Source organism: Sulfuricurvum sp. IAE1, from assembly GCF_004347735.1.
Lineage (GTDB): Bacteria > Campylobacterota > Campylobacteria > Campylobacterales > Sulfurimonadaceae > Sulfuricurvum.
Genome location: NZ_SLTI01000023.1, coordinates 1 through 18,846, shown reverse-complemented (window position 1 = coordinate 18,846; position 18,846 = coordinate 1). Strand labels below are relative to the sequence as shown.

The window sequence follows — 18,846 nt, the reverse complement described above, 5'->3', positions numbered from 1 at the left end:
GTTCAATACAGGCATTATTAACTCTCTTTTACTATAATATTCAGAATAAATTTTGCATCAGTAGGGTGCAAAGTCTTGTAATTTACACAAAGAGGTTTCTTGGAATCGGATTTACAATCCGCTGCAATGCTTGTTGCAGCACTGTTTTTAGTTCTTCTGAACGGATTTTTCGTCCTCTCGGAGTTTGCCATCGTCAAAGTAAGACGAACCAAGCTTGAAGAGATGGCCAAACACGGAAAACCCAACGCTTCGCTGGCGCTCAAAATGTCCAACTCCCTGGATACCTACCTGAGCGCTACCCAATTGGGGATTACCCTCTCGTCACTGGCACTTGGATGGATCGGTGAACCGGCGCTTGCGAGACTGATCGAACCGACGTTTACCCATTTTTTCGGTGACAATCCCGTCTTGCTGCATACCGTTAGCTTTGCAATCGCGTTTACCGTCATTACCTTTTTGCACGTCGTATTCGGGGAACTGGTTCCCAAATCGGTTGCTATCGCCAAAGCCGAAACGATGGCGCTTGTTATCGCCAGACCACTGTACCTGTTCTGGATTTTGTTTTATCCGCTGATCCGTTTTTTCGATGTCGTTGCTGCCTTTTTTCTCAAAAAAATCGGTATCGCGCCCTCGTCCGAACATGAAATGGCCCATTCCGAAGAAGAAATCCGCATTATCGTTAATGAGAGTTTCAAAGGGGGGTATATTGATTCGGTAGAGAGTGAAATCATCAAAAATGCGGTCGATTTTTCTGAAACCGTTGCCAAAGAGATCATGACTCCCCGTAAAGACATGGTATGCATCAATTCCGAAAAGTCATTTGAGGAAAATGTCGCCCTTATCACGACGACACGCTATACCCGCTATCCGTACTGTCACGGCGGCAAAGACAATATCAGCGGAATGATTCATACGCGCGATCTGCTTAATAACGCTTTGAATCGGCAGATCGTTGATATGTCGCAGTTTGTCAGACCGATCATCATGGTTCCCGAAAACGCTTCGGTCGCCGATATTCTCAACAAAATGAACAAGGAACGGATTCATATCGCTTTGGTCGTAGACGAATACGGCGGAACGTCGGGATTGCTGACCATGGAAGATATTCTTGAAGAGATCATCGGCGATACGAGCGACGAACACGATTCCAAAAATGAAATGATTCGACGGATCGACGAAAATACGTACGAATTTGACGGCATGGTGAATCTTGAAAAGGTCGAAGAAATTTTGGATATAAGCTTCGACGAAGCGGAACATTCGGTTACGATAGGAGGACGGGTTTTTAATCTGATCGGACGATTGCCTGAAGTCGGGGATTTCGTGGAGGACGGCTTATGCTCCTATGAAATTTTGGAGATCAACAACAAACGGGTCAAAAAGCTCCTCTGCAAAAAAATCGCTTAGAACTTTTTCAACCTTTGAGGGTCCTATCTTCCAAAGATAGGGCTAACTCTGCTTTTTATAGACCATATAGGTAAGATAAACAAGCAATACTACGATGTTCTCGGACAACATTTTGTTCCTCTTCAGATTTCAGTGCACAAAAATCTATCATAACAAGCTATAAACGTGTAAAAGCGGACACCGAAACGGTCACCTGTAAAATCTTAAAGTGCTTGAAAGTACGTAAAGTAGGGAGTTTAAAGTGGTGACCCCAAGGGGATTCGAACCCCTATGGCCAGAATGAAAATCTGGAATCCTAACCATTAGATGATGGGGCCACTTTAAAAAGAAGAAGCAGGATGAACCTGAGCCGAAATTATAGTTTTTTAATTCTGAAAAAAAGCTAAATTTTGTGGTAATTTCCCCGAACAAGGGGAAGAGGGGAATGAAAATCAGTTGTTGTAGAAAGAGCGAAGCGCGCGGATGATGACGGCGTTTTTCGAGATGCTTTCAGCTTTCGCGTTTTCGTCAACCAGCTCGTAGATATCCAGCGGAAGTGAGATCGAGAACGTTTTGGTCTCGATTTTTTTCCGTTTGGAAACAAGCGATGCGATGTTCTGGAGCATTTCGAGGATTTTTTTGGTGTCGATCGGTTTTTGGATAAAGCTGTTGACTCCGACTTCGATTGATTCGGAGATTTTCTGGATGTCGTTGCTGGCCGAAATGACAATGATAATCTGGTTTGGGTTGATCGCACGGATACGGCGGGCCAGTTCGATACCGTCGATTTCAGGCATGATGATGTCGACAAATACGATATCAGGGTTTACTTTTTCGTACATGCGCAGCGCTTCTACACCGTTGTAGGCCGAAGTCACTTCGCCGAAAAAGTTTTTGAAAGTAGAACTCAGCAGATCGTTGGCTACTACTTCGTCTTCGACGACGAGTGCGGTCAGTTTTTTGGTTTGTTCGGTCAGTTGGATCAAATCGACGTTAGAGGACATGAAAGCTCCTTGGATTATGATATGTTAAAAAATATCATTGTGTTTTATTGTTGGTATTATAGATAATATTTTTTAGCATTGCCTTAAAAAAACTTTTAATACTTTTTAAATTGTTCCAGCCATTCACGATTCGTTTCGTTCGTTTTTTCTTGCTGGCGCAGCAGGGAATCGATAATGTGGAGCAGGGTGGTTTCGTCCATGAAGTGAAGCAGTTTCGGGTCGATGTGGGTAGGTCTGATCCCCTCGTAGCGGTTGAGAAGGTTTTCAATGTCGCTGATCAGCTGTTGTTTACGTGTATCCATAAACGGAAGTTTACCCTAACGTGTTTGAAAGAAGGGCCTCCATCTCGTCTGTTGGGAGAGGTTTGGAATAGAGGTATCCCTGTATATGGGCGCATCCGTTTTCGATCAAGAACGCCTGCTGTTCGGGGGTTTCGACCCCTTCGGCAAGGATGGAAAGATTCAGGTTCCGCGCGAGGGCGACGATTGCTTTTGTGATTGCGGCATCCTCTTCGTCATGCGGCAGATCCTGCACAAAAGTACGGTCGATTTTAAGTTTGTTGATCGGGAATTTTTTGAGATAGGAGAGGGACGAATACCCCGTTCCGAAGTCGTCTACCGCCAGGCGTACCCCGATGTCACTGAGACGGGAGAGGATTTGAATCGCCTCTTCGGGGTGGATCATGATCTGGCTTTCGGTCACTTCGAGTTCGATCCATTCGGGTTTGCATCCCGTTTCGGCAATCAGTTTTTCGAGATAGTCGATGAAATCTTTTTGCTGGAGCTGTTTGGCCGCAAGATTCATCGCCATGACGCCCGGATTGAACCCTGCCGCGTACCAGCGTTCTATCTGGATCATCGCCGTTTTCATCACGTGACGGTCCAGATCGACAATCAGGCCGCTCGATTCGGCGATGGGGATGAATTTGGCCGGAGATACGAGCCCGTATTCGGGGCTTTGCCATCGTACAAGCGCTTCCATACCGACGATCGTACCGTTACGGCCGTCTACCTGAGGCTGGTAATGGACGACGATTTCTCCTTTTTTCAGCCCTTCGCGCAGGCTGGTTTCCATCACGACGCGTTCGAGTGCGCGCTCGGTCATATCGGTGCTGTAGTACTGAAACGTATTGCGCCCTTCGTTTTTGGCGTTGTACATCGCCGCATCGGCGTATTTGAGGAGGTCGTCAGGCAAATCGCCGTTGTCGGGATAGAGGCTGATGCCGATACTGCAGCCGCTGTAGAAAACGCGGTTCTCGATCGTCATCGGCTCGGAGAGGGCTTTGAGGATTTTTTCGGCCAACACTGACGCGTCCTGCGGTTCGTGTATACCTTCGAGAATGACGGTAAATTCGTCTCCTCCAAGCCTGGCGAGGGTGTCTTCTTCCCGGATTGTTTTTTCAAGCCTGCGCGTGACGATTTTGAGCGCTTTGTCCCCGACTTTATGCCCCATCGAGTCGTTGATCTCTTTGAAGTGGTCAAGATCGATGAAGAGCAGGGCGAGACGGGTCCGATTGCGTTTGGCTTTGAGTATTCCCTGCTCGAGACGGTCATCGAAGAGGGTACGGTTGGCAAGCCCGGTCAGTGTATCGTGGGTTGCCTGATGTTCAAGGGCTTTTTGGGAATCCTTGATGGTATTGATCATCCGGTTCATCTTGTCTGCCAGGGCGAAAATTTCACGGGATCCTTCTCCGGGGACCGGTTTGAGCGGGATCCCCTGCGCATTGCCCTCATCGATGGTCGCAACGATGTCAGAAAGGGGTTTGAGAACGAATAGCCGGATCGTAATGAAAAGCAGAACGATCAGAAAAACCGAAATGACGAGGGTATTGATGAGCGTATCGACGATAAGTTGACGGAAAGCTTCGTTGAGGGTACGGTCGGAAAGATAGACGGTGATGGTACCGATTTTTTTGCCCTGAGGTGTCAGAATGTCGTGGCTTTCGGATGAATAGGCTTCAGTGAGGGCTTTGACGTGTTCGGGATTGTCGGAATCGAAATCGATGGCGTTCCATGCACCGTCGCGGATCTGCCCCGTGCGATAACTCTCCTGTCCCAGGATTTTTCCCATGTTATAGTCTTCCACGATCACCGCATAGTTGTCACGGCGATCCATTTCATTGCGCAGCAGGGTTTCATAATCATTGACGGCATAGGCCGCCATCATACCCGCGACGTTTTTGTGGAGAGCGGCGACGGTGAGGCGTGAGTTCTCGTGCATGTCGGCGATTTTGCCGTTTTTGATCGTGCGGTAGTTGTAGGCCGCGTGAATCGACATGACGGTGACAACCGTGGAAACGATGATTATTCCTAAAATAACGTAGAATGAGTAACGGGAAAAATGGAGTTTCAGCCGGTTCATTCGGACTTTCCTTCAATTCCAAGGACGTTACGCCGGATGGTAGGGAGTTCTTGGGCGATGTTTTCGGCCGACACGGCGAGGACTGGGAGAAGGCGGTTTTTTTCGACTGGGAAGCCGCGCAGATGCAGGTCGAGGGTGGCAACGGCTTCCTGTCCCATCAGGTAGGGCTGCTGCATCGCCGAGCCGAGCAATACCCCTTCGGGGATCAACCGGAGAAATTCGGGTTCTGCGTCGAATGTCACGAGCAGAATATCGTTTTTCTTTCCCGCATCGGCGATCGCGTCGAGAGCACCGCGGTAACGATCCGAACCCTGCAGCCAGATTGCGCGGAGATCGGGCGTTTCGGCGATAAGTTCCCGCGTATAATCGTAGGTTTCCCGATACGAAAAACTCGACTGCTGCTTGATTCCGGCACCTTTGAACCCCGCTTCTTCGAGCGCCTGCATGAACCCTGCCGTACGTGCCTGGCCGTTAAGCCTTTTTTGGGGGATGGCGATGATACCGACGCGTCCGCTGTGACGGCCAGTATCTTTAAGCGCGCGGGTCAGAACCTGTCCGATACGGTATGCGCCGTCCTTGTTATCCGAGGCGATGTAAGAGACGTAATCGCCTCCGTCGGTACCGATATCGGCGATAACGACAGGTATGTTCGCTTTTTTTGCCAGTTTGAGAATTGTTGCACAGGCCGAGGAGGTAGTAGGGGAGACGACGATCCCCGTTGCATTTTCGCGAATTGCCCGAACGGCGTGTTCGAGCTCTTTTTTGGGATCGTTAGCGGAATCGTAGATACTCAGGGCATATCCGTACGTTTCGGCAGCATTTTCTATACCGCGCCCCATAATCCGCCAATACGGGATACGCGTATCCGAAACCAGGTATATTAGATGATTTGAGCGGTTATGACCGGGATTGGAAGATACGGGGACGGCAGAAACGGAAGAAACCGATGAACCCCGGACATCCCGTTCGGGGGCTGTAATATAAAAAATCGCACCGACAAGAAAAGCGATCACAGTGGCGAACAAAATTTTCGGTCCGGCTGGCCCCATCTAAATCCTCGGCGTGCTGTACGTAAAAGTACCGTATCATTGCACAGGTTAACTTAATCGATTTCATCACTCTTAATAAAGAATGCAACATGGTTAACATAATATATATTATATTGAAAATCTTTTTTGTACGAAAAGCCGTATGTATCGTGTCGTGCGGGTGTTTGTCAGAATTATCCGCTCATTTGCGCAGAAAATGTCAACTTTTCTTGCGTTTAAGAAAACAGCTTCTTTAAAGACAAATAAGCCACATTCTATTCACTTGCATGAGCGTGATGCCGTTTCAGTTAAGGACGGCAAACACTTAGCAAATCCTATACCAATTCCTGAAAACAGCCACCAAAGCTTAAACCTCTTTTGCGGAGGTTTGGCATGTATGTGAACCCTAATATTTTTACGTTTGTCGCCCATTGGGATGAAGATGAACGGCGCAAGGCGGCAAGCATTATGGCCACTCTCGCAAGACGCTATATTGCTCTCCTTGGGTACGATGAATCTTCCCAAATCGCACAAATCGGCGTATGGAAGGCATATCGAAAATACGGGAATGCGTTCGTCCCTAAACAGCTAAACGGTTATGTTCGTCGCGAATTGAACACCGCCTCGAATTGGCAAAACCGCAATGTCATTTTGGCTCCCGGTAAGCGTTCCTTTCAGTCAATCCTCAAAACACCTCTTGCTTCTATAACGCCTGTTTCTCGCTTCCCGAGCGAAGAGATCGAGTTTCTTGCGGATCTTGAAAAGATATTGTCAGCAGAAGAGTTTGACGTCGTTCGAGGCCATATTTATTTCGAGGAAGAACTGGCCGGTGACCGCGAAAAAGCTCTTTACAGATCAGCCCTAAAAAAGATGCGGGAGGTGATGTATGTCTGATCCGATCCACGATCTTGCCGAACAATACGACATACATCACGAGGATGCACTTCACATACTGCATCAGGCGATCGGCGAGGTGCTTGGATATTCGATAGATTCCGATGTCGTGATAGACGGGAGAATTACTTTTTTGGGCCATCGCAAAAACGGATCAACAAAACGGATCAACCTCTCCCCTCTTCTTGAAAATCGGGTTCGCTCTGTGTTGGAAAAGAAAATCGATGCCGTGCGGATTGATCGCTTCAAGCGCTCAGGGGCCAATATTATCCAAGGCGTGATCCTGAAAAGCGGGCGAAAAGGATTGGTTGTCACCACTGCTTATGGGAAAGCTTTCGCCCCGAAACACCTACTCATTCGGTCAGAAGAAGAATTTTACAAAACCGGCACAACCCTTGATTTTCATGTCAACAAAATCACGCCGCGAGGAATACTGCTCGATCGCCGATCGAAGTCGCTCGTTATACATATTCTTAGAAAACTCCTCCCACCAGGATTTGTCGTGTATGACGTAAGAAGGAAATTTGGAAAGCTTATCAGGGTTTATTCCCGCAGACTTCCCGATAAACCGGATCTGGAACGGATACGCTCTGCTTTTGTCGAGCATATCGATTTTGTCATGTACGACGGAGTTCAAATCGAAGATCTGAAATTTGAAAACGAAAAGGAATGAAGATGAAAAAAACGGTTCTGGCATCAATCGTATTGGCGTCCGCCCTGCTTGGCGACAACATCGGGGCAGTCAAAGAAAAGCTCCAGCAAAAATTGGTAAACACGAAAATTGACCATATCGAGGTCTCGGCGCAATTTCCATCGCTGTATGAGATCCACGCTGGCCCGAATGTGTTTTTTACCAACGACGAAGTGAGCCACCTCATGATCGGCCATGTCTTTGACATGAACGGTACCGACCTCACCCAGGCGAAGATTGCCCCGAAGATACAGGAGTTTCAAAAGCGTGCAATGGAAGAACAGGCAAAGGAAGAGGCGCGAGCAAAGGCGAAGTGGGTCGAGGCTAAGAAAACCATTGACCTCACCAAAGCCCTTAAAATCGGGAAAGGGAAGCATGAAGTCGTCGTTTTCAGCAACACAGAGTGTCACTGGTGCCGCAAGTCCGAAGAGCTGCTCAAGGGGGGGGACATGACCAAATATGTTTTTCTCACAACAAACATGGCTCCGCAGATGTCTCGTCCAAAAAGCGTCCACATTCTCTGCGCCAAAGATCCGGCCAAAGAGTATGACAAGGTTATGCGCGGAGAGCTTGATGGCAAAGCCCTTGTTTCCTGCGAAAAAGGGGAGCGTCGCGTCGATGGGATGATGAAAGAAGCGGCCAAGCTCGGCGGCTTTGGAACGCCTTTGTTTTTTATCGACAATCAGGTGGTGAACGGCGCGAATCCGATCATCAAAGATTTGGTCAAATAAGGAGGACTTTGAAAATGATGGGTTTTGAAATGGCATATATCCCGGTAGGGCAATACTATATTGCTTCGGCGCAGCAAGTGATCGCCGAGGAGCACCGCGGAAAGTTGACCGAAAAATCAGAGAAGAACGATTTTTATGTTCAGGCTACAATCGGGGAAACAGCGGCGGCAACAGTTGAAGACCGCAAGGAACACCTCATTGTCAGATTTCCGTTTGACAGCTATATCCCCTACGAAAAAGCAAAGCTCAAAGAGGATCTTCGTCAGTACCGCGGGATGAACGTTTCCGTTACTGGGTATGCCTCACCGGAAGGACCAAAATCCTACAACAAACGGCTTTCGAAGAAGCGCGCCGAAAAGGTCGCCAAAATTGCAGAAAAACTCGGCGTTAATGTCAGCTCTATCAACGCGGTCGGCGAGATCCAATGCGGTGGCAAAAAGCAACACCCAAAATGCCGCAAGGTTGAGGTTGTGCCGCTTGCCGAAGGTGAAAATCCATGATTCGCCCAATCGCCCTCTTCTCTTTATCGGCTGTCCTGTGTTCATCTTTGCTGGCGTATGGCGTAAAAGATGGGTGTAAACCGCACAGTGAAAACTTCTACGGTGACTCCGAGCGTGGGTGGTTTTACAGCGAAGCACCATGTACTAAAAAAGACGAGAACACTTCAGTCGCAAAGACCCCCACTACCAATACCAACAAAAAGTATAAATTGATCCCAAAGGTTGTTGAGGTCCCTTGGGACATCATCGACCAGATCGATCCGGAACAGATTGCGGAGATGGAGCGGGATGCACAGAAAACCGCCCTTATGTACCCTACCGATCACAACGTCAAGCAGCATCGTCTCCTCCATAAGTATGTCGTTAAAAAATCAGTTGCGTATGCGAAGGCAGGGGATCGCCTCGGGCGTGCCGATACCGAGCTGGCGGCGTGGCGCTCGGAAATCCCCCTGTCCGCTTTTGCCAGAACAGCATCTTTAAAACAGGCTGGAGACAAAAACAATGAGACGTTGCGTAAGTATTCAAGTATGGCTGGGATAGTTGTAATCACTCAGCGAGGATGCGGTTATTGTGAAAAACAAATACCAATTCTTGAAATGCTTCGAGAGCAGACTGGATTTACCTACAAGGAGGTTGATATGGCTCAGGCCCCCACCGCCGTAATAAATCTAGGCGTGGCTACAACACCAGACATGTTTCTCGTGCTGAATAAAAATGGGGTCCCTAGATGGCATAGAGTTGCGAGCGGGTTGAACACCCTTTCTGAAATAAAACAAGCAATTCTGATAGGGCTTCATTCTCTTGGTGAAATTAAAGACAACACCATAATTTACAAATAGGAGCATGGCATGAATAAAAGAATTTTTTCAGCACTAACGGCGTTTTTCTTACTAGGGGCCACATCTGCTGATGCCAGTATTGATCAATTCCTTAATGATGCCGTTGTTGAAGCCAACGCAGGGAGAACGATTAAAACCGATACTGGCACCTTGCTTTATGGTGGAGGTCTTCAAATGAGAGCACCAACGGTTAATTTGCAGCCTTTCTCTGTTACTGCACCTTCTATTAAGGCGGGATGTGGTGGGATTGACCTAACGTTTGGTGCTCTTTCATATCTCAATGTGGATCAAATTGTCGCCATGCTAGAAGGTATGATGGCAAATGCTCCGGGAGTTATGTTTGAAATGGCACTGAAAGTCATCTGTCCATCCTGTATGGACACTCTGAATGCTCTCAATGAGATGGCAAACCAGATAAATGGACTAAACATGGATAGCTGTTCTGCCACAAAGGCCAGCGCAAATTGGCTTGCCGGTCAAATGGGGTATCAAGTAAAAGAAGGGGCAACCGGCCCAGACTGGCTTGCAACATTCAATGAAAACTTCAAAAAGAATGTTACTGGCCCCGGTGGATATATGGATCAGGCAAAAGCATTTTTGGGTGCAGAAGGGTGTAATCCTGCGGATAAAATGTGTGGGGCCCGTTTTTTTGTTGAAGATGTCAATACCGCATCGTTTCTGAAATATGCACTTGAGGGTGATGTGCAGGATGCGTATTTTAACAATGCTGGAATTACACCAATGATCCGTTATTTTACTGGAGATATCATTAAGGATATGCCAAAGGATAGTGCATCGGGAGGTCAGGAAGGAACATTGAAGTTCTTTGAACCGGCCGTGCCAACCAGAATGGACTTTCTAGCACAAACTTCATTGGGTGAATCAAAATACAATACTAAGAGTGCTGCTGATGCTTTAGACCAAAACACAAAGGACATCATACGGCAGATTGTAGGTGATGCCCCTGCCAACACCGCACGCGCAAAGGCAGAGGATGGGACATTGGCACCTTTCTCTTACGCGGGAAACATCAAAAGTCTGTTTGTGGCCAGATTGACCGCAATTGAAACAAAGATTTCCACAAGAACTGCATTGTCGAGCGATGACATTGGATTTTTATCGATGTTTAGGGTTCCGGTTTACATGATCACCAATAAGCTTGCGTCGATGCCAAACGGAGATTTGATATTAAGTCAAATCAAGAATGATTTGGCCCTTATGCTTGCGTATGAAGTTACCTATGAATATTTGGCAAGAACTCGTGCACTAATGACGCAACAGAAGGAAAAGCTGGACGATAAGACTCTTGAGAAAATCCCATACACCTGTTCCGGTGGAAAATGTGGCGACAAAATTCAGGAAAAACTTGATGACATGATTGCAGGGACTCGCTCGATGATGATGGCTGCATATTCCCTCGCTGCATCAAGCTCAAGGGATATGCAAAGCAAGATAGGTGATCAAATTACACTCATGCAGGATCTCAACCAAATGCAGCAATATTCGTTGCAGCGGTCCGATCCGCGCCTTTTCGAGAACTACATGTTTGCGAAAACACTGACAACCGGAACCGGAAAATGAACCGTTATGCCATTGCCGGGGTGATTCCTCATTATCAGCCGATCGTCCGGCTCTCCGACCGGAAGGTGGTGATGTATGAATGTCTCGCGCGCTTCATCAACAAAGACGGCGTTGGGGTTGGTCCCGCTGACATCGATCATCTTTTTGACGATCCTGAGTTTCTGTGGGACCTCTTGGAAAAGACGATACCGAGTATTTTGACGCAGTATCGAGGAGCTTGTGATACGAGCATATCAATCAACATTGACCCCTGCTCTCTTGGCGACCGTTTTTTCTATTTCTTCGAGCATTTATTTCATCGACATCCCAGTTTTGCAAAATTCATCCATTTTGAGATCGCTGAGCGGAACATCAACAAAGCGATTAATTGCCTTGCTGAATACGTTACACAAATCCAGCGAATGGGGTCGCAGGTCTTTTTGGATGATTTTGGTACAGGAAGCGCCAACATCGACGTTTTGCAGCGTGTTCGTTTTGATTGCGTAAAAATCGACGGGCAATATTTGACCGGGGCGGCGAAAACCGAAGACGGCATGGAAAAGCTGGAATTGATCGTAAAACTGTTGAAAATCTACAACACGAAAATCGTCGGCGAACATATTGAAAATGAGCGTATTTTGAACATCGCCAAAGGCTTTGGCATCGATTTTGGGCAGGGGCATCTATTCGGTTTCCCCCGTCCGACGATCACAGACAACAATGACACCTTGGAACTACGGAGCTACCAACAATGAAGAAGTTTTTATATACCCCCATCCCCAACCTGACTGACACTACAGGGGCGCCCCCTGTGGTGAAAATGAGGGCCGAAAAAGGCGATGAATATGTTTACATCTACATGCGCATTCTTTGGTCTTTTTGGTCCGGCGAAGGTCTCGTCATGGAAGACGGTTTCACCTCTGCCGACATAGCCAGGATCTTTGATGCCATGTATGAAGACGAGAACTACGATGTCATCCTTTACGTTATCGATTTTATGATCGAAAACAGCTATATCGCCATGCGAGATTATAAGCCTGAACGCGATGGGGTACCTTCATTCACGGTGAGCGGGGGTGTTCAATGATCATCTCAGGAATAAACTTTGCAGAACTTGAAAGACCCGCAAAATGGATCAAGTTCCCGATCGACTTTTTTGAACAACCTATTATTAAAAAACTACGCCGCCATGCAGGCGGGGACTCCTATACAATTCTCTACCAGAAGGTGATGCTCTACTCCGCAAGATGGGGTGGGCTGTTGCCGGTTAAATATGAAAAGTCATTGCTTGACGAACTTGCCCTTGTTCTCGACGAAAGCGAACGCGATCTTAATGTCCTCCTCTCTTTTTTAGAGGCCAATGCCTTGTTGAACGAGGAGGCGCCGAGCGTTTATTTACTTACCCAAGTACCTTCGATGATTGGCAAGGATGGCGAATCAACGGAACGTGTCAAGCGCTTCAGAGAACGAAAGAGACTTGCCCTTGGTATGGACACTGGAGCTGAAAAAAAGACCCCAAAAACAGCAGCGGAGAGGGTACGCGAACACCGCATGAAGAAAAGAGGCGCCCTACCCTCAAGTCAGAATACCTCCTCTGAAGATGATTCATGTAACGGCGATGTAACGAAAAGTGTAACGCCGTGTAACGAAAATGTAACTGATGCAGCGTTACATGTAACGAAGCCGAGTGTTACAGGTAACGAAAATGTAACTGATGCAGCGTTACATGTAACGGAACAACCAGTCAATGATATGGCTTATAAATCCCATGAATACTGCGATTTTGACTGTAACGAAAAGTGTAACGTTACATGTAACGTTACAGAAACGTTACATGTAACGGATGAAACGCCCCTAAGATATAAGAGTGAAGAGAGAAGAGATAATATTACCCCCCTACCCCCCAAAGGCAATGGGCGGGGTGATTTAAAGAAACCCCTCAACGTCGAATCAATCTCCATGCTCCACGGAATTACCGAAATGGTGCTGGAGGAGTACCTCAATTTCCGCAAAAACAGCGGTGGGGTTGTAAATCCGTTTGCATTCGAAAAACATCTCCTGTCGCAGCTCTCCGAGCTGGGTTCCGAAGAGAGTGGATTCTTTGCCGAATGGCTCAATGCCAATGAAAACGAGCAGGCTGTGATTGAATCGCTGTCCGCGGATTTCATGGCCCTCTCCCCTGCCCCAGGCAAAAAAAGTTTTGTGTCGTTGGCGAAAGAATCTTTCGACCAGGGATGGCACAAACTGGCCGTTGATTACGGCGAACAAGCCGATCGCATCATTTCGATTGTCATCGAAATCGCGTATCAGCGCTGCATGGAATTTTCACGCGAACCGGACAGATCAAGATGACTGCCAAAGGACACGTTCTTCTTGCACTGCCCCCGTCTATCATCTGGGCACAGACTCTTGGACTCAGCGGGATTGAAGCAGGAGCTTTGATTGCGGCCGTGGCGGCTGGCAGTCTCTTTCCTGATGTTGACGAACCAAACTCTTTCATTGGGCGGAGATTGATGTTCATGTCGTGGACTATCAAAATCCTTAGCCTGTTCTTTCCTACTTTTCGACACCGCGGGGTAACGCATATTTTTCTTGTACCACTTTCGATTATCCTCATTGGCTCGGCTTTTGAGAATATTCTTGTGGCCGCTTTCGGGCTTGGTTGGCTCATGCACACGGTTGGCGACCTCATAACCGTCGGCGGAGTGCGCGGATATTTTTATCCACTGTGGCCGGATCAGAAAATTGTTCTTTTGCCGGATGGATTCCGATTCTACACCAACGGCTTCATTGAACATTTTTTCAATACATTCCTCCTTCTGATCAACGGATACCTAATGGCTTCGTTTCAGGGGCTAATTTAAAGGAGCACACATGAATATCGCACTTATCGACGACGACTCTACAATCCGCAAAACAGTCTCCGCAGTCTTGCGCAGCGGAGGCTCGGTTATGTCTTGGGACAGCATTTCGGAATTCGGCAGCGCCGATGAGTTTTTTTACGACCTCAACGACAAAGGGATTGACCATTTCAGGGTGATCATTTGTGACAACGATCTCGGAAAGGATCAGCCGAAGGGATATGACATACTCACTCATCTCCACAATATCGGGTTTACTGGGATGATGATACTTCTCACCGGCGATAAATCAACATCAATGGCGCTGCGAATGAGTCACACTTTCTCAGTTCATTATGTGGTCAAATCATTTGCAAAAGGAGAGAACAATGCTTTCGATGCGCTCTCCTCTTTGATTGGCAAGGCCAGAGAATGAATCCTAAATTGCCTAAAACCGGAAGAGACAAACGGCGTCCGCGCCCCGATATCGGTTCGATGGTTGCTGCGGCCAGATCCGAAGCAGAAAAGATCCTCAATGCTTTAACCGACGGTAGAAACCCGAAACTGTTGTCCGGTATAAACCCCTACCGTCTTGTCTCTATTCTCGGCGATATTGACACTCTTGAAAATTCAGCCCCGCAGGCGCCAATCATGCGTTCGGAAGAGTATCGTGAAATTGTCGATACGACCGCATTTGTCATCAAAACCGACGCCCAGGGGAAGATATTGTATGCCAATGATCTGTTTTGCCGGTCGCTTGGGTACGATTATGCCGATCTGATAGGACGCAGCGCCGATGTTTACTGCCACCCGGACAACCTGGCAATGTATGAGGACGCCCTTAAATCACCAAAGGTCGGGTGGTCCGGAGAAGTAAAGTTCCTCACCAAAAGCGGCAAAGAGTTGTTTGTAGAACTTCGATTATCGAAGGATTTTGATCCAAGTGGCAATTTGATCGGAAGCATCGCGATACACTATGACATCAGCGACAAAATTCTTCATCGCAACATCGCGAAGCAGCACAAAGAACTTAATTCGATCATCCTTGACGAACAGCCAAATATTGTGGCAGTCCTCGAAAAGGGGGTTGGGATTATCTCCTTGAACCGTGCGTTTTTTAAAACGTTCGGGTTTAAAGACCTCAACGACTTTAAGCAGCGTCAAAAAAGTTTTTTTGATATTTTTTCCCAGCATGAGGATTCATGCAGTATCGCCCATTCAAAGTGGTGGCTTGACATGCTGACCGGAGCTGCCGGACAGATGGCGGATCGGCGTGTTAAAGCTCATGACGCCGATGGTGTTTTGCGGACCTTCGAAGTGAACGCGAAAATTCTCAGTCTTGGTAAAGGGAGTCATCTGCGGGAATATTACATCGTTTCTCTGAACGATATCACTGCCGCGCAGAAGGAGGCGGACAATGCCAAGGAGGAAGCGAACGAGGCTCATCGGGAGTCGTATGCCAAATCGAGCTTTCTCGCCAATATGAGCCATGAAATTCGCACACCGCTCAATGGCATCATACCTGTCGTTGAGCTGCTAGAAGAAGGTGTTTTGGATGTCGGGCAAAAGGAATATGTGTCGGTCATCAAGCGATCGGCCCAATCGCTACTCTCAATCATCAATGACATTCTCGATTTTTCCAAAATTGAAACAGGGGCCTTTGAGATCGATAATATCGATTTTGATTTGGTAGAAGAGCTCGAATCGATCACCGATCTGTTCGTCGCCAAAGCCCATGAAAAAGGGATTGATTTCTGCGTATTTATCGATCCGCAAATCCCAACATGCACAATGGGGGACCCGAAACGAATCAAGCAGGTAGTGACAAACCTTGTGGGAAACGCGATCAAATTCACAGAGTCAGGAGAAGTGAGTGTTGCGGCTGAACTCACTGCCCGAGACGAGAGCCACATTACGGTGCGGATTGCCGTAAAGGACACTGGGATTGGAATACGCAGCGAAGATGTTTCTGACATCTTTAACCCGTTCACGCAGGCGGATAATACGATTTCCAGAAAATTTGGCGGCACAGGGCTTGGCCTTTCAATCAGCAAAAATCTGGTTGAAATGATGGGGAGCCAGCTTCAGGTAGAAAGCATCTATGGAGAAGGGAGCCGATTTTATTTCGAGCTAGATTTACCATTGTGCGAAAGTGGGAAGAATCGTGTTGATATCGACAATATGCACAAAACCATCGGCATCTACATCGTAGATAATGACCGGGCCAGAAGATGCGCGAGCACCCTATTCCGTTACCTTGATTCGTTTTTGCTGAACTATGTCGAAATTCACAATCGTGACGAGGTAGAGCTCATCTGCTGCGATATCATGATCGTGGTTTCAACCGGGTGTGATTTTATCGAGTGGATCGACGACAGCCTCAGAGAGAGACTTCGGATCGTGAGCATCGTTCCTGCAAATACCAAAAATCGCAATCGATTTCGCTCTGATGCGGTCATCAGTATGCCAATTAACGGCTCCAAGATTTATGATGCAATCCTTGACAACCGCTATCATGCGACAGAGGACATTCATAAGATTGCAGCATCGGAACCTGCCGCCAGGTACAATGCAAGCGTTCTTGTCGCTGAGGATGGCAAAACAAACCGCAGCGTCGTTCAGGCGCTATTAAATAGGCTTGGAATTGAACCTGTGTTCGCTGAAAACGGGTTTCAGGCAGTAGAGGCGGTCAAAGACCTCTATTACAAGGAAGATCGAGGGTTCGACATCATTTTAATGGACATCCACATGCCGGTGATGGGCGGCGAAGAGGCGACGCGCCAGATTATTGAGCACGAGGATCGGATGGGCGTTGATCGCAAGACACCAATCGTGGCATTGACTGCGGATGCCATCAAAGGAAGAGAAAAAAAATATCTCGACCAAGGAATGAGCGGCTTTATTTCCAAACCTATCGATCGCGTGAAATTCGATTCCGTAATTGCTACTTTTTTAGGGCATCTCAAAGAGGTTTCCGAACCCGTTGTGTCATCATCAGATCAACATAGTCTTCAAACGAACGATAAGGCATCCAGGATTGCCGAAACTCTAGGGGTTGATGTCGAGATAGCCGAGATGCTTCTAGACGATTTTTATGCGAATTGGAGGGAATACCACACTCTCTTTTTAAAGGCAATCAACGAAAACGATCTGGATGAGATTGCTCGTGTAGCACATATTGTCAAGGGAAGCGCGGGGAGTTTGTGTTTTTACGAAGCGAGCGAAATCGCTGAAAGAATTGAGGACCACGCAAAAGAGCGTGATGAAGTCGATTACAAGACGATGTGTGAAACGCTTGAAGGGTTTTTAAAATGATGCCGCGGCATTATGCTGCGGCTTAATCCAAAATCCATTTAGTTGCAAAAATGATCGCTACAAGCAATGCTACCCCGAGGATGAGGTTTCCGGTCAATTTTTTTTCAAATTCTTTTGTTGCCCACTCGGAAAGCTCTACTTTAAGGCCCTCAATCGCTTTTTCTGCATCTTCTTTTGAGTCAAAAATATAACCGGATTGCCCGGCTTTACGAATAAGTGTTTGTTCGTCTGAATAGGAATAAAAATATCCCCATTTGCCTACTCGGGAGTCTTGCTGCGCGTATGCTTCAAAATCAGCCATTTATGTTCATTTATTTAGATTTATCAATAGGTTCGTATTTTATGCCATTTACTTCAATATCAAGGTCTTTCTCTGGAGTGACGATCGACAGCTTATTTCCCATCACAACGATTTTGATCCATCAACGAGCAATTAATGAATATTATATTGATATATCTCAACGCCAATATACCCGATAGCTAACATAGCAAAAGCCAAGAACACTACAAATAGCAAAGGGCTGTAATCGCTCGTCCCTGCATTGTAAAATCCTCTTGAATTTTCGGGTCTCTTTATTAAGTGGTTGAAATGCACTTTTAGACCCATTGAAACTAAACGTCGAATTGGAGTTTTCCAGACTCCAACATCTCAGCCAACTTATCGATCGATACTCCATAATTAATTACCTCATATTCTTGTTTTTGTTGATAAAGTGTTTTAGCGGTTGAATAGCCCATACTTCTATCGAATGTAGGTTCCATCATACTGGAATGACGTTTATTAAATTTCGGTTTCTTTGTGATCGAATGAAGGTTGGATGCGAATAGCACCTTTGCCCTAATCGATTCAAACCCATAGCTTCTACCCATCCGATCGATATGACGGATTACACTATTCATTGATTCAGTATAAGCATTAGTAGCCGGATAATGGAAGTAGCTGAATATCTCTTTGTGCCAGTTGGATACGGCACGGTGTAATTCATTGAAATACGGCCGCATATCTTCCGTTAAACCGCTTTCCCATGCTTCGTATCGGTTAAACGCTTCATCGTCATCCTTAGCCTCATAGATAGCATAAAATGTCTCTTTGAGTTCATATGCTTTGCCGAGGTTCGGATAGTTCACTTTCCAGTGGGAAACAAGCAGCTTCTCTCTCGGTTTGAGCTGATGTTCGCGCTTGAGCAATAAGAAACGATCGTTCTTTAGATCGCGCCGTTGATTAGCCGTCAATGAAGATCTGATCTCTTTACGGCATTTCTCAACTGCATTGTTGGCCATACGGACGACATGGAATTTATCGATGATAATCTTAGCGTTCGGAAGCACCTCTTTGACTGCATCACGATATGGTTTCCACATATCCATCGTCACGCGTAGAATAATGTGAGGTTCTTTGATCCCCTTGAGGTACTTGATGACAGTAGGCTTGTTTCGATCACGCAACATCTCGATGATCGTCCGCTCTTCGATGTTAGTAATGACGCAACGAGGTTGTTTTGCAAGATGGATCTCATCGATACCCATAATTTTCGGAGTAGCGAATTTAACTTTATCTTCCGTCTCCTGCTTGTAATCGATGAATAGGCCGTACACCGTCGCATCGCTCAAACCTACCTCTTTGGCTACATGGGCATAAGGACGTAGTACCGATTGTTTTTTGACATACTCAGCAAGCCGTTCCGTCATCTTGTACT

The 18,846-nt window shown here is 46.9% G+C and carries 20 protein-coding genes and 1 tRNA gene; 14 read left to right on the top strand and 7 right to left on the bottom strand.

The genetic code is table 11. The features are described from left to right. Positions 1–126: 126 nt before the first annotated feature. Positions 127–1,407 (top strand): hemolysin family protein, encoded by a 1,281-nt coding sequence (locus tag E0765_RS03665; RefSeq protein WP_132811869.1) that lies wholly within the window; start codon positions 127–129, stop codon positions 1,405–1,407. Between the two features lie 242 nt (positions 1,408–1,649). On the opposite strand, the gene E0765_RS03660 is transcribed toward E0765_RS03665, so the two are convergent. From E0765_RS03660 to E0765_RS03640, 5 genes are all read right to left on the bottom strand, one after another. Then, positions 1,650–1,724 (bottom strand) — tRNA-Glu (locus tag E0765_RS03660). Between the two features lie 114 nt (positions 1,725–1,838). Then, entirely contained in the window at positions 1,839–2,390 is a 552-nt protein-coding gene (locus tag E0765_RS03655) for a response regulator (protein ID WP_132811868.1), read from the bottom strand. A gap of 95 nt (positions 2,391–2,485) precedes the next feature. Further along, complete coding sequence (locus E0765_RS03650; protein WP_132811867.1) at positions 2,486–2,692, bottom strand: hypothetical protein; 207 nt, start codon at positions 2,690–2,692, stop codon at positions 2,486–2,488. A gap of 10 nt (positions 2,693–2,702) precedes the next feature. After that, complete coding sequence (locus E0765_RS03645) at positions 2,703–4,751, bottom strand: EAL domain-containing protein (protein WP_132811866.1); 2,049 nt, start codon at positions 4,749–4,751, stop codon at positions 2,703–2,705. Then, the gene (locus tag E0765_RS03640; RefSeq protein WP_132811865.1) at positions 4,748–5,800 is read right to left on the bottom strand and encodes a substrate-binding domain-containing protein; all 1,053 of its coding nucleotides are present in this window, start codon (positions 5,798–5,800) and stop codon (positions 4,748–4,750) included. The genes E0765_RS03645 and E0765_RS03640 overlap by 4 nt, the downstream gene beginning before the upstream one ends. A gap of 142 nt (positions 5,801–5,942) precedes the next feature. Between E0765_RS03640 and E0765_RS03635 the strand changes: the two genes are divergently transcribed. The 13 genes from E0765_RS03635 to E0765_RS03575 are packed head-to-tail and all read left to right on the top strand — an operon-like array spanning position 5,943 to position 17,149. Further along, positions 5,943–6,182, top strand: a complete 240-nt coding sequence (locus E0765_RS03635) for a hypothetical protein (protein WP_132811864.1) — start codon at positions 5,943–5,945, stop codon at positions 6,180–6,182. Further along, the gene (locus E0765_RS03630; protein ID WP_132811863.1) at positions 6,173–6,673 is read left to right on the top strand and encodes a hypothetical protein; all 501 of its coding nucleotides are present in this window, start codon (positions 6,173–6,175) and stop codon (positions 6,671–6,673) included. The genes E0765_RS03635 and E0765_RS03630 overlap by 10 nt, the downstream gene beginning before the upstream one ends. After that, a complete protein-coding gene (locus E0765_RS03625) occupies positions 6,666–7,346 on the top strand; it encodes a hypothetical protein (RefSeq protein ID WP_132811862.1) in 681 nt (226 codons plus the stop codon). Before E0765_RS03630 ends, E0765_RS03625 begins: the two co-directional genes overlap by 8 nt. A 2-nt stretch (positions 7,347–7,348) precedes the next feature. Further along, the gene (locus E0765_RS03620) at positions 7,349–8,095 is read left to right on the top strand and encodes a DsbC family protein (protein ID WP_165921651.1); all 747 of its coding nucleotides are present in this window, start codon (positions 7,349–7,351) and stop codon (positions 8,093–8,095) included. A gap of 14 nt (positions 8,096–8,109) precedes the next feature. Further along, entirely contained in the window at positions 8,110–8,595 is a 486-nt protein-coding gene (locus E0765_RS03615) for an OmpA family protein (RefSeq protein WP_132811860.1), read from the top strand. After that, positions 8,592–9,434, top strand: coding sequence for a conjugal transfer protein TraF (gene traF / locus E0765_RS03610; protein ID WP_132811859.1), 843 nt, complete (start codon positions 8,592–8,594; stop codon positions 9,432–9,434). The genes E0765_RS03615 and traF overlap by 4 nt, the downstream gene beginning before the upstream one ends. Before the next feature lie 9 nt (positions 9,435–9,443). Next, the gene (locus E0765_RS03605; protein ID WP_132811858.1) at positions 9,444–11,015 is read left to right on the top strand and encodes a conjugal transfer protein TraH; all 1,572 of its coding nucleotides are present in this window, start codon (positions 9,444–9,446) and stop codon (positions 11,013–11,015) included. Next, positions 11,012–11,749: an EAL domain-containing protein gene (locus E0765_RS03600; protein WP_132811857.1), complete on the top strand. Its 738-nt coding sequence runs from the start codon at positions 11,012–11,014 to the stop codon at positions 11,747–11,749. Before E0765_RS03605 ends, E0765_RS03600 begins: the two co-directional genes overlap by 4 nt. Further along, positions 11,746–12,081, top strand: a complete 336-nt coding sequence (locus E0765_RS03595) for a hypothetical protein (RefSeq protein ID WP_132811856.1) — start codon at positions 11,746–11,748, stop codon at positions 12,079–12,081. The genes E0765_RS03600 and E0765_RS03595 overlap by 4 nt, the downstream gene beginning before the upstream one ends. Continuing rightward, positions 12,078–13,346: a phage replisome organizer N-terminal domain-containing protein gene (locus E0765_RS03590; RefSeq protein ID WP_132811855.1), complete on the top strand. Its 1,269-nt coding sequence runs from the start codon at positions 12,078–12,080 to the stop codon at positions 13,344–13,346. Before E0765_RS03595 ends, E0765_RS03590 begins: the two co-directional genes overlap by 4 nt. Next, a complete protein-coding gene (locus E0765_RS03585) occupies positions 13,343–13,858 on the top strand; it encodes a metal-dependent hydrolase (RefSeq protein WP_132811854.1) in 516 nt (171 codons plus the stop codon). Before E0765_RS03590 ends, E0765_RS03585 begins: the two co-directional genes overlap by 4 nt. A gap of 10 nt (positions 13,859–13,868) precedes the next feature. Continuing rightward, on the top strand, positions 13,869–14,270 hold the full coding sequence (locus E0765_RS03580) for a response regulator (RefSeq protein WP_132811853.1): 402 nt from the start codon (positions 13,869–13,871) through the stop codon (positions 14,268–14,270). Further along, positions 14,267–17,149: an ATP-binding protein gene (locus E0765_RS03575; protein ID WP_132811852.1), complete on the top strand. Its 2,883-nt coding sequence runs from the start codon at positions 14,267–14,269 to the stop codon at positions 17,147–17,149. The genes E0765_RS03580 and E0765_RS03575 overlap by 4 nt, the downstream gene beginning before the upstream one ends. 22 nt (positions 17,150–17,171) lie before the next feature. Here E0765_RS03575 and E0765_RS03570 read toward each other — a convergent pair whose 3' ends face one another. Next, positions 17,172–17,450: a hypothetical protein gene (locus tag E0765_RS03570; RefSeq protein ID WP_132811851.1), complete on the bottom strand. Its 279-nt coding sequence runs from the start codon at positions 17,448–17,450 to the stop codon at positions 17,172–17,174. 311 nt (positions 17,451–17,761) lie between these two features. After that, positions 17,762–18,846 (bottom strand): ISL3 family transposase (locus E0765_RS03565; RefSeq protein ID WP_132811850.1); only part of this gene is annotated, 1,085 nt, incomplete at its 5' end.

What these genes read in the sequence shown, in the direction of transcription:
- E0765_RS03590 (WP_132811855.1), top strand. Translation starts at nt 12,078, where the DNA reads ATGATCATCTCAGGAATAAACTTTGCAGAACTTGAAAGACCCGCAAAA.
- E0765_RS03645 (WP_132811866.1), bottom strand. Translation starts at nt 4,751, where the DNA reads ATGAACCGGCTGAAACTCCATTTTTCCCGTTACTCATTCTACGTTATT.
- E0765_RS03580 (WP_132811853.1), top strand. Translation starts at nt 13,869, where the DNA reads ATGAATATCGCACTTATCGACGACGACTCTACAATCCGCAAAACAGTC.
- E0765_RS03585 (WP_132811854.1), top strand. Translation starts at nt 13,343, where the DNA reads ATGACTGCCAAAGGACACGTTCTTCTTGCACTGCCCCCGTCTATCATC.
- E0765_RS03600 (WP_132811857.1), top strand. Translation starts at nt 11,012, where the DNA reads ATGAACCGTTATGCCATTGCCGGGGTGATTCCTCATTATCAGCCGATC.
- E0765_RS03625 (WP_132811862.1), top strand. Translation starts at nt 6,666, where the DNA reads ATGTCTGATCCGATCCACGATCTTGCCGAACAATACGACATACATCAC.
- E0765_RS03575 (WP_132811852.1), top strand. Translation starts at nt 14,267, where the DNA reads ATGAATCCTAAATTGCCTAAAACCGGAAGAGACAAACGGCGTCCGCGC.
- E0765_RS03605 (WP_132811858.1), top strand. Translation starts at nt 9,444, where the DNA reads ATGAATAAAAGAATTTTTTCAGCACTAACGGCGTTTTTCTTACTAGGG.
- E0765_RS03630 (WP_132811863.1), top strand. Translation starts at nt 6,173, where the DNA reads ATGTATGTGAACCCTAATATTTTTACGTTTGTCGCCCATTGGGATGAA.
- E0765_RS03595 (WP_132811856.1), top strand. Translation starts at nt 11,746, where the DNA reads ATGAAGAAGTTTTTATATACCCCCATCCCCAACCTGACTGACACTACA.
- E0765_RS03665 (WP_132811869.1), top strand. Translation starts at nt 127, where the DNA reads ATGCTTGTTGCAGCACTGTTTTTAGTTCTTCTGAACGGATTTTTCGTC.
- E0765_RS03655 (WP_132811868.1), bottom strand. Translation starts at nt 2,390, where the DNA reads ATGTCCTCTAACGTCGATTTGATCCAACTGACCGAACAAACCAAAAAA.
- E0765_RS03615 (WP_132811860.1), top strand. Translation starts at nt 8,110, where the DNA reads ATGATGGGTTTTGAAATGGCATATATCCCGGTAGGGCAATACTATATT.
- traF (WP_132811859.1), top strand. Translation starts at nt 8,592, where the DNA reads ATGATTCGCCCAATCGCCCTCTTCTCTTTATCGGCTGTCCTGTGTTCA.
- E0765_RS03620 (WP_165921651.1), top strand. Translation starts at nt 7,349, where the DNA reads ATGAAAAAAACGGTTCTGGCATCAATCGTATTGGCGTCCGCCCTGCTT.
- E0765_RS03640 (WP_132811865.1), bottom strand. Translation starts at nt 5,800, where the DNA reads ATGGGGCCAGCCGGACCGAAAATTTTGTTCGCCACTGTGATCGCTTTT.
- E0765_RS03650 (WP_132811867.1), bottom strand. Translation starts at nt 2,692, where the DNA reads ATGGATACACGTAAACAACAGCTGATCAGCGACATTGAAAACCTTCTC.
- E0765_RS03635 (WP_132811864.1), top strand. Translation starts at nt 5,943, where the DNA reads ATGTATCGTGTCGTGCGGGTGTTTGTCAGAATTATCCGCTCATTTGCG.
- E0765_RS03570 (WP_132811851.1), bottom strand. Translation starts at nt 17,450, where the DNA reads ATGGCTGATTTTGAAGCATACGCGCAGCAAGACTCCCGAGTAGGCAAA.